Raw genomic sequence first — 15124 nt, 5'->3', positions numbered from 1 at the left:
TCTAGTGGCGCAAGGACGCGATTGTCGCAGAAAAGCAGCTACAAGCGGCAAGCTACAAACCGCAAGTTGAAAGCGGGGCCTGTCGTTTGCTGCTGGCGGCGACTTTATTCGTTATCCAGCCCCTTGCGCCGATACGGGAAGACATCGATGACTTTCCCTGCCCGGATCGCCTCCTGCAAGCCCTTCCAGTAATCGGCGTTGTACAGCTCGCCATGCAACTGATCGAACAGTTTTCGCTGCCTGGCATCGGCGAACAGAAACGGCGGAAATTCCTCGGGGAACACGTCCAGCGGACCGATCGAATACCACGGTTCGGAGGCCATTTCGTCCTCCGGCGTGCGCGGTGGCGGGATGTGGCGGAAGTTGGCTTCGGTGAGGAAGCAGATCTCGTCGTAGTCGTAGAACACCACCCGGCCATGGCGGGTGACGCCAAAGTTTTTCAGCAGCATGTCGCCGGGGAAGATGTTGGCCGCCGCCAATTGCTTGATCGCCAAGCCGTAATCTTCCAGCGCTTCGCGTACCTGGGCTTCGTTGGCGTTGTCCAGATAGAGGTTCAGCGGGGTCATCCGGCGTTCGGTCCAGCAGTGGCGAATCAGCACTGTTTCGCCTTCGAGCGACACCGTGGATGGCGCGACTTCCAGCAGTTCCGCCAGGCAGGCCGGATCGAATTTGCTCAGCGGAAAACGAAAGTCGGCGAATTCCTGGGTATCGGCCATGCGCCCGACGCGGTCGACGCTTTTCACCAGCCGGTATTTCTCGATCACCGTGGCGCGGTCGACGTTTTTCGACGGCGAGAAGCGGTCCTTGATGATCTTGAACACGGTGTTGAAGCCCGGCAGCGTGAACACGCTCATGACCATGCCGCGCACGCCAGGCGCCATGATGAACTGGTCGTCGGTGTTGGCCAGGTGATTGATCAGGGCACGGTAGAACTCGGACTTGCCGTGCTTGTAGAAGCCGATCGAGGTGTACAGCTCGGCAATGTGCTTGCCCGGCAGGATGCGCTTGAGGAATCCGATGAATTCCGCCGGCACCGGCACATCCACCATGAAATACGAGCGGGTGAACGAGAAGATGATCGACACTTCGGCTTCGTCGGTGATCAGCGCGTCGATCTGAATCCCCCTCCCCTCGCGGTGCAACAGCGGAATCACCAGCGGCCATTGATCGTCGTTGGTGTAGATGCGCCCGACCAGGTACGCGCCCTTGTTGCGGTACAGCACCGAGGAAAACAGCTCGACGCTCAGCTCCGGATCCTTGCACACCCAGTCCGGCAGGTTCTCGCGCAGTTGCGCCTCCAGACGCTGCAAGTCACCGGGCAAATCGGCGTAAGCCTCGCTGAAGCGGTAATCGGCAAAGATGCTCGCAAGCATGCCCGATATCTGCCCTTGGGGTTTATAGGTGCGGGTTTGCGCGGCCCGAGCCCGGCGCAGGCTCGGGCGCGTCGTGTGGATGAACATGCAGCCGTCGCTGATCAGGTCGTGGCTGAACAGGCCGCAGAAAATCGAGTTGTACCAGGTTTCGGACAGCTCATCGTCGAAACGCAGGTCGATGATGCTGATGTAGGCGCTTTTCACCAGCGGCCAGCAGGTGACGTCCATCAAGGTGTCCGGCTCGAAATATTCGCGCAGGCGGGCGACGGTTTCACCGACCTTTTCTTCGTAGAGGTTGATCCGCGCGGCCGACGCCGTTTGCGTGTCCTGCCAGCGGGCCTGCTCGAAACGCTCCCGGGCGCCGTCGGTGATCCGCCGGAAATGCTCGCGGTAATCGTCAAAGCCATCGAGGATCATGCGGGCGATGTCGGTGGCTGGCCATTGCTGCGGCATAGATGAGACCTCTGCGGGAATTGAAGAATCTGCGCTCGAAGGCCTGAGCTTAGCCACGGAACCGGGCACAGGAGAAGTGCAATTTCTGCCAAATCCTCGACCGGGTTGTACAGCGACACAGTTTTTATCAAAGTTTTTTTAATCGACCGTTCGGTCAATTAACGTCTCGCTCCGTTCTCCGACCGTGCCGGCGCCAGCCCACGGTTTCGTTGGGCTTGGGGTTCAATTGTCAAGCGACATCTCTAGCCCGCGGCTTTTCCCTGATTGACCACGCCTGCCTACTTCGTGCGGCCTCGAACATTAATCCGGCCTTACCAAGATGATGGCACTTTGATATACACCCCGCCATTACCCGCCTCACAACAAGATCCTCGGTTCACGAGGACATCCTCTCTCTCATCCTAAGGAGCACATTGATGTCTATCCGGAATCTGCGCATCGGTTTGCGCGCCAGTTTGTGTTTTGCCGTTCTGGCCAGTCTGCTGGTGGTGGTCGGCCTGTTCGGCCTGGGCCAGATGAAAACCCTGCGCGAGAGCGCGGCGGTGATCGAGGAGTCGTGGATGCCCAGCATCGAAAGCATCCATGACACAGCGGCTAACATCGCCAGCATCCGTCTCGAATCCCTGCGCCTGATCACCAGCACCCAGGCGGCCGTTCGCGAACGCAGCAAGGGTCTTCTCACCGCGCAACGCCAGGAACTGCTCAAGCGCCTCGACGACCACAAAGCCCTGATCGCCAGCGATCAGGAACAGGCGATGCTGGAAGGTCTGAGCGCCGATACGGCCAAGTACCTGAGCATCCTCGACCAGATCATCAAACAGATCGACGCCGGGCAGAACGATCAGGCCTACGCGCGCCTGAACAATGAACTGGCGCCGCAGGGCACGGTGCTCGACAAGACCCTGGAGCAGATGATCAGCCTCAATCAGCAAGGCGCGGATGCCGCAGCCAAGTCCGCGGCGGCGATGTACCAGCAGGCGCTGTGGATCGTCGCCACGATCATCGTCATCGCCCTGATTGCCACGTTACTGCTGGCCTGGCTGCTGACACGCAGCATCACCGCGCCGATCAATCAGGCGCTGAACGTGGCACGGCGAATTGCTTCGGGAGACCTCAGCGGTCGCATCGACAGCGAAGGCCGGGACGAAGCGGCGCAGTTGCTCACGGCGCTGACCGAGATGCAGGGCAATCTGCGCTCGACCATTCGCGGCATCAGCGAGTCGGCCCAACAACTGGCCTCTGCCGCCGAGGAAATGAGTTCAGTGATGGAACAGAGCACCCGCGGCCTGCAACAGCAGAACGACCAGATCGAGCAGGCCGCCACGGCGGTCACCGAAATGAGCACGGCGGTCGATGAAGTCGCCGCCAATGCGGTGTCCAGCGCCGAGGCGTCCGAAGCCTCGAACGAGGATAGCAAGCACGGGCATGTGCAGGTCAGCGAGACGATAAGCTCGATTCAGGAACTGGTCAGCGCGGTGCTCGGCGCCTCCGAACAGGCCGAGGGCCTTGCGACCCAGGCTCAGGACATCAGCAAAGTGCTGGAAGTGATTCGCGGCATCGCCGGGCAGACCAACCTGCTGGCCCTGAACGCCGCCATTGAAGCGGCGCGGGCCGGTGAGGCCGGACGTGGGTTTGCGGTGGTCGCCGACGAGGTTCGCTCGCTGGCCCAGCGCACGCAGAACTCCACCGAAGAAATCGAGCTGATGATCAGCAGCATCCAGCAAGGCACCGGCGCCACCGTCGGCGCGTTGCAAAACAGCGCCGAGCAAGCCAGCCAAACCCTGCGCCGGGCCAACAGTGCCGGCCATGCACTGGAGAAAATCACCGCGTCGATCTCGCAGATCAACCAGCGCAATCTGGTGATCGCCAGCGCTGCCGAGCAACAGGCACTGGTGGCCCGGGAAGTCGATGAAAATCTGGTGACCATCCGCGATCTGTCGACCCAGACCGCCGCTGGCGCCACCCAGACCTCTGCCGCCAGTCAGGAACTGTCGCGTCTGGCCGTCGACCTCAACGGCCTGGTGACGCGCTTCGTGCTCTGACGGGGAAATTAAATGCCCGATTAGCGGTTGCCATCGTCAGGGCGCTCGGCAACACTCTCGTCCCGATCAAGGAAGGAGTTACCTGTGAGCCCTGTCGATATTTTCCGCATGTTGTCGCTGGCTGCGATCTGGGGTGCGAGCTTCCTGTTCATGCGCATCATCGCCCCCGCGATCGGCACCGTTCCGACCGGATTTTTCCGGGTCTCGATCGCGGCGGTCGGTTTGCTGGTGATCCTCGGCCTGATGCGTGTCAGCTGGGATTTCAAAGGCAAACTCAAGACCGTGATGCTGCTGGGTGTTATCAACTCGGGCCTCCCGGCAACCATGTACTCCGTCGCCGCTCAGGTTCTGCCCGCCGGGTATTCGGCGATCTTCAACGCCACCACGCCATTAATGGGGGTGTTGATCGGCGGATTGTTCTTCAGTGAAAAACTCACGCTGGCCAAACTCGCCGGCGTGTTCCTCGGCCTGCTCGGGGTGGGCGTGCTGACCCGCGCCGGCCCGGTCGCGTTCGATCTGCACCTGCTGATGGGCGCGGTGGCCTGCCTGCTCGCAACCACCTGCTATGGCTTCGCCGGGTTCCTTGCCCGACGCTGGCTGGATCAGGCCGGCGGGCTCGACAGTCGTCTGTCGGCGCTGGGCAGCATGCTCGGTGCGACCCTGTTTCTGTTGCCGCTGTTCGGTTACAGCGTCATCACCCAGCCGCCGGTGAGCTGGGGTGGCTGGAATGTCTGGCTGTCGCTGCTGGGCCTGGGTCTGGGCTGCACGGCGTTTGCCTACATCATTTACTTCCGCCTGCTGAGTTCCATCGGGCCGGTGAAGTCGATGACCGTGACCTTCATGATTCCGCCGTTCGGCGTGTTGTGGGGGGCGCTGTTTCTCGATGAACCGCTGTCGATGGCCCACGTGTATGGCGGGGTGTTGATCGCGATTGCGTTGTGGCTGGTATTGAAGCCGGCGGCGGTGAAACCGGTAGAAGTCGCGACTCGCTGATCGACAGATGCAAAAAGGCCCGGGAGTTTCCTCCCGGGCCTTTTTTATACGCGTTCCTTACGCCGATTTACGGAACACGAACACCAGACCGACGATGATCAACAGCATCCCCAGTACGCTTAACGCGGCCAGGCGATTACCGAAAATCAGGTAATCCATCACCGCCGTCACGGCCGGCACCAGATAAAACAGACTGGTGACATTCACCAGATTGCCCCGGGCGATCAGCCGGTACAGCAGCAACGTCGCCAGCACGGACACCACCAGTCCCATCCACAACACCGGCACGATGAAACCGGCGCTGTGCTCGAAGTGAAACGGCTGGAACGGCACGAAAATCCCGCACAGCAGCAGACCGGCCAGATACTGCACCGGTAGCGTCCCGAGGGGATTGTCGGTGATGCGTTTCTGCATGATCGAGCCGAAGGTCATGCTTGCCAGCGCGAGCAGACCGAACAGCATCCCCGCCAGCGACATGCCGGCCAGGCCGATGCCTTGATAGACGACCATGATCAGACCGGCCAATCCCAGCGCCAGACCAAACATCCGGCTCGCCGAGCGCTGTCGCTCCATGATCACCACCGTGAGGATAGGTTGCACGCCCATGATGGTCGCCATCACGCCGGGGGTGACCTTCAGATCAAGCGCCAGCAGATAAAAGATCTGGTAAGCGCCCAACAGCACCACCCCGGTAGTCATCGCATACAGCATCGGCCGGCCGCCCCTGGGCAGTTTCAGCTTGAGCAAAGGCACCAGCAGCACCAGCCCGCACAGGGCAATCACAAAACGGATCAGCAGAAAGGCAAAGGGCGAAGCGTGGGCCAGCCCCCACTTGGAGAAGATCGCCCCGCTGCTCCACAGCAGAACGAACAGACTCGTGGACGCCGCCGCGAGCGCGGACTTTTTCGAAAAGACAAACATGAATACCACCTGTAGTCAGGCAAATAGCCAACTCAGCCGAAGCTGAAATTCAGTAGGTTTTTTCAGGCGGGCACAGGGGTCAGCAGAAAGCGCTGATCAGCCCGAAACGCCAACGCCCGGCGGTGATACGACTGCGCACACCGGCGTGCTACTGACAGGTGGGGGGTAATGACTGATCTGCACAGGCTGCTGATTCCCGCACGGCACGACGCCAGCGTTGACCGCTGAATCGACTACCGCGTTGATGAGGGATGCAGGCATCTGGGCTGATCTTTTTTTGAGGGGTTGAAAGGTAAATCGTGAGACTCACGAGCGCCGACTATAACCAGCCTGCGACATGGATTGCAATGAGTTGGGCAAAGGGCCGCTAGCGACGGATGAACGAGAGCTGAATAGGCTGTTGAGCAACGGCTACATCCACTACGAGGGCGGGCTCATGCGCAAATCCGTGAAAAAAACCCTACCAAGAAGATCAATCAAAACGGATGAAAGGCTTGCTTCCTCCGAGCTATCAACCAATCAGCAGCGCTTTCTTCAGCTACTGACTACAGGTATCGAGGGCGAACCCGACGTTCTCGCTGGACGGCGCTGACTCGCAGGCAATAAAAAACCGCTCCTTGTGAGCGGTTTTTTATTGCCTGAATCCAGCCTCAACCAAACAGCCAATACCCCAGCAGCGTCAACACCACCACCGCCAGCACCGGCCGCATCACGCGATAGGCCTTTGGATTTCGGCGTTTCCACTGTTTGACCTTACCGCTGAATTTGTCGCTGAAGTTCTTGCTCCACGCGTAAGCCTGGTTGATCCCGCCGACGCGTTCGTCGTCGAGGTTCTGCGGTGCGGTGGCGCGGCCCAGCCAGGCGCTGATGGAACGGTTGATGCGGGTCATGAGGCGATTACTCAGCGGACGCTCGACGTCGCAGAACAGGATGACGCGGGTCTGTTCGGTTTCGTTCTTGACCCAGTGCACGTAAGTCTCGTCGAACATCACGTCTTCACCGTCACGCCAGGCGTAGACCTGGCCATCGACGAAGATCCGGCAATCGTCGGAGTTCGGCGTCGACAGACCGAGGTGATAACGCAGGGAACCGGCGAACGGATCGCGGTGCGGGTTCAAATGGCTGCCACCCGGCAACAGCGCGAACATCGCGCCCTTGACGTTAGGGATGGCACTGACCAGCGCCACGGTTTTCGGGCACAGGGTTTCGGCCGATGGCAGCGGTTTGTCGTACCACTTGAGGTAGAAACGCTTCCAGCCTTTTTTGAAGAACGAACCGAAACCGGCGTCGTTGTTCTTCTCGGCGGCGCGAATATAGCCTTCGTCGAACAGGTGCATGGCCTCGTCGCGAATGGTTTCCCAGTTATCGCGCAGCACGTCAAGTTCCGGAAACTTGCTGCGATCCAGATAGGGTTTGGACGGCACGCCGGAGAACAGGTACATCAACGCGTTGTATGGAGCGAACAGCGCCGAATGGTTGACGAACTGACGCAGCACCGGCAAACGTGCCTTGCCGCGCAAATGCACGTAGAGGATGCTGCCCACAAACAGCAGCAACACCAACACCTTGGCGGCCAACGAAAAGGTCATCAACGACTCCTTGAAAAAAGACAACGCCACGCCATGTCATTTACCCGACATGGCGGCCGGCCATGATAAACACTACCGGCTCCGGGAAAAACCCGCCCGACCCAAGATTCAGTGTTAAGAATTGCGCAACAAAGCACTAATTAACATAACGAGCCTGAACCCTGGCTGATCTGAATCAACGGGACGCTTACTGCTGGTTCTCCTGATCGGTGAACAGATCGCTGAACAACATGCTCGACAGATAACGCTCACCGGAGTCCGGCAGTACCACCACGATGGTCTTGCCCTGCATTTCCGGGGTTTCCGCCAGGCGGACCGCCACGGCCATCGCCGCACCGCAGGAAATGCCACACAAGATCCCTTCCTCCTGCATCAGGCGCAGGGCCATTGCCTTGGACTCTTCATCAGTCACGCGCTCGACCCGGTCGACCATCGACAGATCAAGGTTTTTCGGCACGAAACCGGCGCCAATGCCCTGAATCTTGTGCGGGCTCGGCTTGATCTCTTCGCCGGCCAACGCCTGGGTGATCACGGGAGAAGACACTGGTTCCACCGCCACCGAGATAATCGGTTTGCCCGCCGTATTCTTGATATACCGCGACACACCGGTGATGGTTCCGCCCGTGCCGACGCCTGCCACCAGCACATCGATGGCACCATCGGTGTCGTTCCAGATTTCCGGGCCGGTGGTCTTTTCGTGAATGGCCGGATTCGCCGGGTTGTCGAACTGGGCCGGCATGAAATATTTGCCCGGGTCGCCGGCGACGATCTCGTTGGCCTTTTCGATTGCGCCTTTCATGCCTTTGGCAGGCTCGGTCAGCACCAGTTCGGCACCCAGCGCCTTCAGTACTTTACGACGCTCGATACTCATCGAGGCCGGCATGGTCAGCATCAGTTTGTAACCGCGAGCGGCCGCCACGAAGGCCAGGCCGATGCCGGTATTGCCCGAAGTCGGCTCGACAATGGTCATGCCCGGCTTGAGTTTGCCGCTGCTTTCGGCGTCCCAGATCATGTTCGCGCCGATCCGACACTTCACCGAGTAACCCGGATTACGACCTTCGATCTTGGCCAGAATGGTCACGCCACGGGGCGCAATGCGATTGATCTGTACCAGCGGCGTATTGCCGATGGAATGGGCGTTGTCAGCAAAAATACGGCTCATGGCTGGGTCCTTGTGCAGCGTTGAATTCAGCTCTCCAAGGTAAGCCTGTTGCTCTTGCCAGTCCAGTCGGGTCGAACGTCTGCAACGGCCGACAGTCAATCGCTTTACATCGTTCGGGAATTGCCACCATGAAGCGTCGCTACCGCTGGCCGTTGTGGATCCTCGCCACTTTCGTTGTGCTGTTGATTGCCTTGCACATCGCCCTGCCCTACCTCGTGCGCGACTATCTGAATGAAAAACTGGCCAACATGGGCGACTACCGTGGTCAGATCACCGATGTCGATCTGGCTCTGTGGCGTGGCGCGTACAAGATCAACGGCCTGAAGATCGTCAAGGTCGACGGCAAGGTACCGGTGCCATTCGTCGATGCGCCGGTTATCGACCTGTCTGTCAGTTGGCACTCGCTTTGGTATGACCATGCTGTCGTGGCGCAGGTGAAATTCTTTAAACCTCAGGTGAACTTCGTTGATGGCGGGGCCAACAAGCAGAACTCCCAGACCGGTCAAGGCACTGACTGGCGCGAGCAGTTGGGCAAATTGCTGCCGATCACCCTCGACGAGGTGCAGATCAACGATGGCCGTATCAGCTTTCGCAACTTCAACTCCAAACCACCGGTAAACATGAATGCAACCAACGTCGACGCCAGCATTTACAACCTGACCAACGTGGTCGACAAGGAAGGCAAACGTGACGCTCGCTTTGAAGGCAAAGCCCTGCTGCTGGGCCAGGCACCGCTGGAAACCTCCGCCACATTCGACCCGCTAAGCAACTTCGAAGACTTCGAGTTCCGCCTGCGGGCCCGCGACCTCGAACTCAAGCGCATGAACGACTTCGCCTCGGCCTACGGCAAATTCGACTTCAACGCCGGCCACGGCGACGTGGTCATCGAAGCCCAGGCCAAAAAGGCCCAGCTCACCGGCTACATCAAGCCGTTGCTGCGCGACGTTGAAGTGTTCAACTGGCAGCAGGACGTGGAAAACAAGAACAAAAGCATCTTCCGCTCAGTCTGGGAGGCACTGGTGGGCGGCACTGAAACCGTGCTGAAGAACCAGGCCAAAAACCAGTTCGCCACCAAGGTCGAACTCAGTGGCAGCGTCCATCAGCAAGATATCAGCGCATTCGAAGCGTTTTTGCAGATTTTGCGCAATGGATTCATCCAGGCGTTCAATGCGCGGTATGAACGGCCGAAGCCGGATGCGGGTTAAGTTTTACGGTTGACGATGTAGCGCCCAGTGTCCTCTGCTGCGATCAGTGCAGGTTTCTCCTGCAACGAATCCCAACCCAGACAGGCCAGGGCCAACGACCGCGGCACGATTTCCCGGCCATTACTGTAGCGACTGATGCTACGGGCACTGACACCCAACGCTTCGGCTGCCTCATTCAGTGGTAAACCGGTGCGAGCGCGCCAATCCATGAAGATCCGTGTGTTTTCGTCGGGCGCATTTTGCGCGAGCGCGTCCCGGTACAAGGTATCGGCACCAATCTGGATATCCGGCTGCAGCCATTCCACGCTCCAGCCGTCGTCACCCAGATCGGCTGTTGCGAATACGGCGGCATCCAGTAACGGTGCGAGCCCCGGATAGGTTTGGAGGTCGCGGCTCAAATCGAGTGTTAGTTGCTGGTCGTCAATAAAGGTCAGTGACAGGCGAGCATCAGCCAGTGCCTGCACAGCCGCCAACCGTGGCCGCCTCATGGGTAACATCGTTTCCAGTCCTCCAGCAATTGCGTCTGATGAGCCGATACCCACGCCAACGCCTCCTTGACGATCAGCGGCGGTGCCTTGCCCATCATGACCTCGACGGTTTCCAGGCTCAGCATCACATCCACTCCACCACCGGTCAGGTGAACATGGGGTGGCGGGTGATCCTTCTCGCGCAACTGAATGCGGTATTTTTAGCGAAATCGGTGTTTGGTAGTCATGCCCGAAGACTATCGCCAAATCGGCGATACCTGAATGCTGGCCCCGTGCCGAAACCGAGTCAACATGTGACGCCCCATTCAGAGACTGAATAAGCCGTCTGCGTTCACAGTCGACCGGGCCGCGCGTTATAGTCGGGCATCCGATTATTTCGCCCCCGCCCTGCCCGTTCAGGTCGGCGTTACCGTTCGAGGATTAGCAGATGAAGTTCGAAGGCACCCAGGCCTACGTCGCCACCGATGACCTGAAGCTGGCGGTCAACGCCGCCATCACCCTGGAGCGGCCGCTGCTGGTCAAGGGCGAACCGGGCACCGGCAAGACCATGCTCGCCGAGCAATTGGCCGAATCGTTCGGCGCCAAGCTGATCACCTGGCACATCAAGTCCACCACCAAGGCCCATCAGGGCCTGTACGAGTACGATGCGGTCAGCCGCCTGCGCGATTCGCAACTGGGCAATGAAAAAGTCCACGATGTGCGCAACTACCTGAAGAAAGGCAAGCTCTGGGAAGCGTTCGAGTCCGAAGAACGCGTCATCCTGCTGATCGACGAAATCGACAAGGCCGACATCGAGTTCCCCAACGACCTGCTGCAAGAACTCGACAAGATGGAGTTCTACGTTTACGAGATCGACGAGACCATCAAGGCCAAGAAGCGTCCGATCATCATCATTACCTCCAACAACGAGAAAGAGCTGCCGGACGCCTTCCTGCGCCGCTGCTTCTTCCACTACATCGCTTTCCCCGACCGCACCACCCTGCAGAAAATCGTCGATGTTCACTACCCGGACATAAAGAAGGATCTGGTCAGCGAAGCGCTGGACGTGTTCTTCGACGTGCGCAAGGTACCTGGCCTGAAGAAGAAGCCATCGACCTCAGAACTTGTCGACTGGCTAAAATTGCTGATGGCCGACAACATCGGCGAAGCCGTACTGCGCGAGCGCGATCCGACCAAAGCCATCCCGCCGCTGGCCGGTGCGCTGGTGAAGAACGAACAGGACGTGCAACTGCTTGAGCGCCTGGCGTTCATGAGCCGTCGCGGCACCCGCTAAGAGGCTGACGCCATGTTGCTCAACCTGTTCAATGAAATGCGCGCAGCCAAGGTGCCGGTGTCGGTGCGCGAGCTGCTCGACCTGATCAACGCGTTGAAACAGCGTGTGACCTTCGCCGACATGGACGAGTTTTACTACCTGTCCCGGGCGATTCTGGTGAAGGACGAACGGCATTTCGACAAGTTCGACCGTGCGTTCGGCGCCTACTTCAACGGCCTGGAAAAACTCGACGATCACTTGCAGGCGCTGATCCCCGAAGATTGGCTGCGCAAGGAATTCGAGCGTTCGCTGACCGACGAAGAACGTGCGCAGATCCAGTCCCTCGGCGGCCTGGACAAGCTGATCGAGGAGTTCAAGAAACGCCTGGAAGAACAGAAGGAACGTCACGCCGGCGGCAACAAATGGATCGGCACCGGCGGCACCAGCCCGTTCGGCTCCGGCGGTTTCAACCCGGAAGGCATCCGGGTCGGCGACGCCGGCAAGCGCCAGGGCAAAGCGGTGAAAGTCTGGGATCAGCGCGAGTACAAGAACCTCGACGACTCCGTGGAACTGGGCACCCGCAACATCAAGGTCGCCCTGCGCCGCCTGCGTAAATTCGCGCGCCAGGGCGCAGCGGAAGAACTGGACATCGACGGCACCATCGACCACACCGCCAAGGACGCCGGCCTGCTGAACATCCAGATGCGCCCGGAACGGCGCAACACGGTGAAGCTGTTGCTGCTGTTCGACATCGGCGGTTCGATGGACGCCCACGTGAAGATCTGCGAGGAACTGTTCTCGGCCTGCAAGACCGAGTTCAAGCATCTGGAGTACTTCTACTTTCACAACTTCATTTATGAATCGGTGTGGAAGAACAACATGCGCCGCACCTCCGAGCGCACGTCGACCCAGGACCTGCTGCACAAGTACGGCGCCGACTACAAAGTGATCTTCATTGGCGACGCGGCCATGGCGCCTTATGAAATTACCCAGGCCGGCGGCAGCGTCGAGCACTGGAACGAAGAGCCAGGTTACGTGTGGATGCAGCGCTTCATGGAGAAGTACAAGAAGCTCATCTGGATCAACCCGTATCCGAAAGACACCTGGGGCTACACCTCGTCGACCAATATCGTGCGGGATTTGATCGAGGATCAGATGTATCCGCTGACGTTGCGCGGGCTCGAAGAAGGGATGCGGTTTCTGTCCAAGTAATCCGCAATGGTTCCCCCGCCAACGGCGGGGGAACGATCAAAAGCGCTTCAGATACTCGACATGCTCCCGGTGCGCGACGTCCTGCACCACCGGGCGCAATCTGACCTTCGCCCCCGGCAGATACTGCGCCAGGCGGGCCAGCGCCAACGGCGTCAACGCTCCCAATCGCGGATACCCGCCAATGGTCTGCCGATCATTGAGCAACACGATCGGCTGCCCGTCCGGCGGCACCTGCACCGCGCCCAACGGGATGCCTTCGGAAATCATCGGCTGGCCCTGATACTGCAACGCCGTCCCCAACAGACGAATGCCCATGCGGTCGGCACGACTGTCCAGCGTCCAATGACTGTTGAACGCATCGAACAGGCTCTGCCCGCTGAACTGACCGATCTGCGCGCCGAGCACCAGATCGAGCGGCGCGTCTAGCCGCAGGTCTGGCCGATGTTGTGCCGGGACCTCACGCACCAACAGGGTTTCGCCCTGATAACTCAGGCATGCGCCCTTGGCCAATGGCAAACCAAAACCATCGAGACCACCGAGTTCCTCGCGCACCACCGTGGCACTGCTGCCCAGCACTTTCGGCGCGCTGAAACCGCCGGGAGCCGCCAGATAGACCCGAGCCCCCAGCAACGGCTGGGTGAGCTTCAAGGTCTGCCCTTTATGCAGCTTGAAACTGCGCCACGGCGCCAGCGCCTCACCGTCAATCTGCGCGCCCAGATCGGCACCGGCCAGCGCCAGCAGACAATCCTCTTGCGCCACTACCGCAAACCCGCCGAGGGTGATTTCGATCACCGGCAGATCCAGGCCATTGCCCAGCAGCCAGTTGGCCCAGGCCATCGACCGCCAGTCCGCCGCGCCGCCCTGGGTCACGCCCAGATGGCGCACGCCAAACCGCCCGGCGTCCTGCAACAGGCACAGCGGCGTACTTGCTTCAATCGTCAGTCGGCTCATGACAACGCCTCCAAAGGTGTGTCATCACCGCCGAGGTTGATGAATTCTGCATGGCTTACCGCTTCGAAACGCACGGTATCGCCGGGCTGCATGAGGCTGTAGCCATCGCGTTCACGGTCGAACAGTTTTGCCGGCGTGCGACCGATCAGGTTCCAGCCACCCGGAGAGGCCACCGGATACGCTGCGGTCTGCCGCTCGGCGATACCGACGCTGCCGGCGGCGACTTTCTTGCGTGGGGTATTCAGGCGCGGAGCTGCCAGCACTTCTTCCACCAGTCCCATGAAAGCGAACCCCGGCGCGAAACCAAGCGCGAACACTTGATATTCGCGAGCACTGTGAAGGCGGATCACTTCTTCTACAGACAAGCCGCTGCGCTGTGACAGCAGGCTCAGTTCCGGACCGACACTCAGGTCGTACCACACCGGCAGCACATGGCACTGGCCACCGGTTCGTGCATTCGGCGACAGGTCGATCAGTGCTTCGGCAATCAGCTCCCGGGCCTGACTCGGATTCAATTCGGTCAGATCGTAATGCACCATCAATGTGGTGTACGACGGCACCAGATCGATCAACTGCGCGCCAAACACCGTGCGCAACCGCTCGCTGGCGGCGAGCATCCACGGCATGTTGGCTTCCGCGATTTCATCGAACAGGCGCAGCATCAGGCAATCCAGTGCCACCACTTCCACCCGCGGATTCATGGCGCGCTCTGCTCGTTCAGCGCCTGACGAATGCGTTGCACGGCTGCCACTGAGCTGGCGTTGTCGCCGTGTACACACAAAGTGTTGGCTTGCAGGTGCAGCGCGCTGCCGTCGCTGGCGGTGAGGTTGTCGCCACGGGCGATGGTCAGTGCTTGCCCGATGATGGTTTCGGCGTCGTGATGCACCGCGCCCGGCAGTTGTCGCGACACCAGTCGGCCGGCGCTGTCGTAGGCGCGGTCGGCGAAGGCTTCGAACCACAAGGTCACGCCATATTCGTCGCCGAGTTGTTGCGCGGCCGTGTTGTCGCGGGTGGCCATCAGCATCAGCGGCAAACTGCGGTCGTAAGCCGCGACAGCCTGAATCACCGCCCGCAACTGCGCCGGGTTGGCCATCATGTCGTTGTACATCGCGCCGTGGGGTTTGACGTAGCTGACTTTGCCACCCTGGGCACGGCAAATACCGTCGAGGGCGCCGATCTGGTAATGCAGGATGTCTTGCAGTTCCTGGGCGGTGTAAGCCATGGAACGTCGGCCGAACCCCACCAGATCCTGATAGGCCGGATGCGCGCCGATCTGCACGCCGTGGCTCAGCGCCAGGCTGACGGTCTTGCGCATGATGCTCGGGTCGCCGGCGTGGAAACCGCAGGCAATGTTGGCGCAATCGATGAAGGGCATGACTTCCGCGTCCAGACCCATGGTCCAGTTGCCGAAGCTCTCGCCGATGTCGCAGTTCAATAGCAGGCGGCTCACGGTGAACACTCCTGTAGCTGTTATCTTTTTGTG

At 59.9% G+C, this 15124-nt stretch carries 14 protein-coding genes; 5 read left to right on the top strand and 9 right to left on the bottom strand.

The window, feature by feature from the left end:
- Positions 1 to 104: 104 nt before the first annotated feature.
- Positions 105 to 1826, bottom strand: a complete 1722-nt coding sequence (gene aceK / locus NH234_RS08400; RefSeq protein ID WP_085730042.1) for a bifunctional isocitrate dehydrogenase kinase/phosphatase — start codon at positions 1824 to 1826, stop codon at positions 105 to 107.
- A gap of 416 nt (positions 1827 to 2242) precedes the next feature.
- Between aceK and NH234_RS08395 the strand changes: the two genes are divergently transcribed.
- Together NH234_RS08395 and NH234_RS08390 are read left to right on the top strand one after the other, a co-directional pair.
- Positions 2243 to 3868, top strand: a complete 1626-nt coding sequence (locus tag NH234_RS08395) for a methyl-accepting chemotaxis protein (RefSeq protein WP_085730041.1) — start codon at positions 2243 to 2245, stop codon at positions 3866 to 3868.
- A gap of 84 nt (positions 3869 to 3952) precedes the next feature.
- Entirely contained in the window at positions 3953 to 4861 is a 909-nt protein-coding gene (locus NH234_RS08390; RefSeq protein ID WP_085730040.1) for a DMT family transporter, read from the top strand.
- A gap of 57 nt (positions 4862 to 4918) precedes the next feature.
- On the opposite strand, the gene NH234_RS08385 is transcribed toward NH234_RS08390, so the two are convergent.
- The 3 genes from NH234_RS08385 to cysK form a co-directional block, all read right to left on the bottom strand.
- A complete protein-coding gene (locus tag NH234_RS08385; protein WP_085730039.1) occupies positions 4919 to 5782 on the bottom strand; it encodes a DMT family transporter in 864 nt (287 codons plus the stop codon).
- 650 nt (positions 5783 to 6432) lie between these two features.
- A complete protein-coding gene (locus tag NH234_RS08380; RefSeq protein ID WP_085730038.1) occupies positions 6433 to 7371 on the bottom strand; it encodes an aspartyl/asparaginyl beta-hydroxylase domain-containing protein in 939 nt (312 codons plus the stop codon).
- Between the two features lie 187 nt (positions 7372 to 7558).
- Complete coding sequence (gene cysK, locus NH234_RS08375) at positions 7559 to 8533, bottom strand: cysteine synthase A (RefSeq protein WP_085730037.1); 975 nt, start codon at positions 8531 to 8533, stop codon at positions 7559 to 7561.
- 128 nt (positions 8534 to 8661) lie between these two features.
- Here cysK and NH234_RS08370 point away from each other — a divergent pair, with 128 nt between their 5' ends.
- Positions 8662 to 9738 (top strand): DUF748 domain-containing protein, encoded by a 1077-nt coding sequence (locus NH234_RS08370; protein ID WP_367256279.1) that lies wholly within the window; start codon positions 8662 to 8664, stop codon positions 9736 to 9738.
- On the opposite strand, the gene NH234_RS08365 is transcribed toward NH234_RS08370, so the two are convergent.
- Together NH234_RS08365 and NH234_RS08360 are read right to left on the bottom strand one after the other, a co-directional pair.
- Positions 9735 to 10235, bottom strand: a complete 501-nt coding sequence (locus tag NH234_RS08365) for a helix-turn-helix domain-containing protein (protein WP_085730035.1) — start codon at positions 10233 to 10235, stop codon at positions 9735 to 9737. The genes NH234_RS08370 and NH234_RS08365 overlap by 4 nt on opposite strands.
- Entirely contained in the window at positions 10223 to 10417 is a 195-nt protein-coding gene (locus NH234_RS08360; RefSeq protein WP_256575913.1) for a DUF4160 domain-containing protein, read from the bottom strand. The genes NH234_RS08365 and NH234_RS08360 overlap by 13 nt, the downstream gene beginning before the upstream one ends.
- Positions 10418 to 10653: 236 nt before the next feature.
- On the opposite strand from NH234_RS08360, the gene NH234_RS08355 reads away from it, so the two are divergent.
- Together NH234_RS08355 and NH234_RS08350 are read left to right on the top strand one after the other, a co-directional pair.
- Positions 10654 to 11499, top strand: a complete 846-nt coding sequence (locus NH234_RS08355; RefSeq protein WP_007911294.1) for a MoxR family ATPase — start codon at positions 10654 to 10656, stop codon at positions 11497 to 11499.
- 12 nt (positions 11500 to 11511) lie between these two features.
- Positions 11512 to 12690: a VWA domain-containing protein gene (locus NH234_RS08350; RefSeq protein ID WP_007956512.1), complete on the top strand. Its 1179-nt coding sequence runs from the start codon at positions 11512 to 11514 to the stop codon at positions 12688 to 12690.
- 36 nt (positions 12691 to 12726) lie between these two features.
- On the opposite strand, the gene NH234_RS08345 is transcribed toward NH234_RS08350, so the two are convergent.
- From NH234_RS08345 to NH234_RS08335, 3 genes are read right to left on the bottom strand one after another with little or no spacing between them, the layout of a single operon-like run.
- Complete coding sequence (locus NH234_RS08345; protein WP_085730034.1) at positions 12727 to 13641, bottom strand: biotin-dependent carboxyltransferase family protein; 915 nt, start codon at positions 13639 to 13641, stop codon at positions 12727 to 12729.
- Complete coding sequence (pxpB, locus tag NH234_RS08340) at positions 13638 to 14342, bottom strand: 5-oxoprolinase subunit PxpB (protein WP_367256278.1); 705 nt, start codon at positions 14340 to 14342, stop codon at positions 13638 to 13640. The genes NH234_RS08345 and pxpB overlap by 4 nt, the downstream gene beginning before the upstream one ends.
- Positions 14339 to 15091, bottom strand: a complete 753-nt coding sequence (locus NH234_RS08335; protein ID WP_096819376.1) for a 5-oxoprolinase subunit PxpA — start codon at positions 15089 to 15091, stop codon at positions 14339 to 14341. Before NH234_RS08335 ends, pxpB begins: the two co-directional genes overlap by 4 nt.
- Between the last annotated feature and the right edge of the window lie 33 nt (positions 15092 to 15124).

The sequence above is a fragment of the Pseudomonas sp. stari2 genome, from assembly GCF_040760005.1.
GTDB lineage: Bacteria > Pseudomonadota > Gammaproteobacteria > Pseudomonadales > Pseudomonadaceae > Aquipseudomonas.
This window is presented reverse-complemented; position numbering and strand designations above follow the sequence as displayed.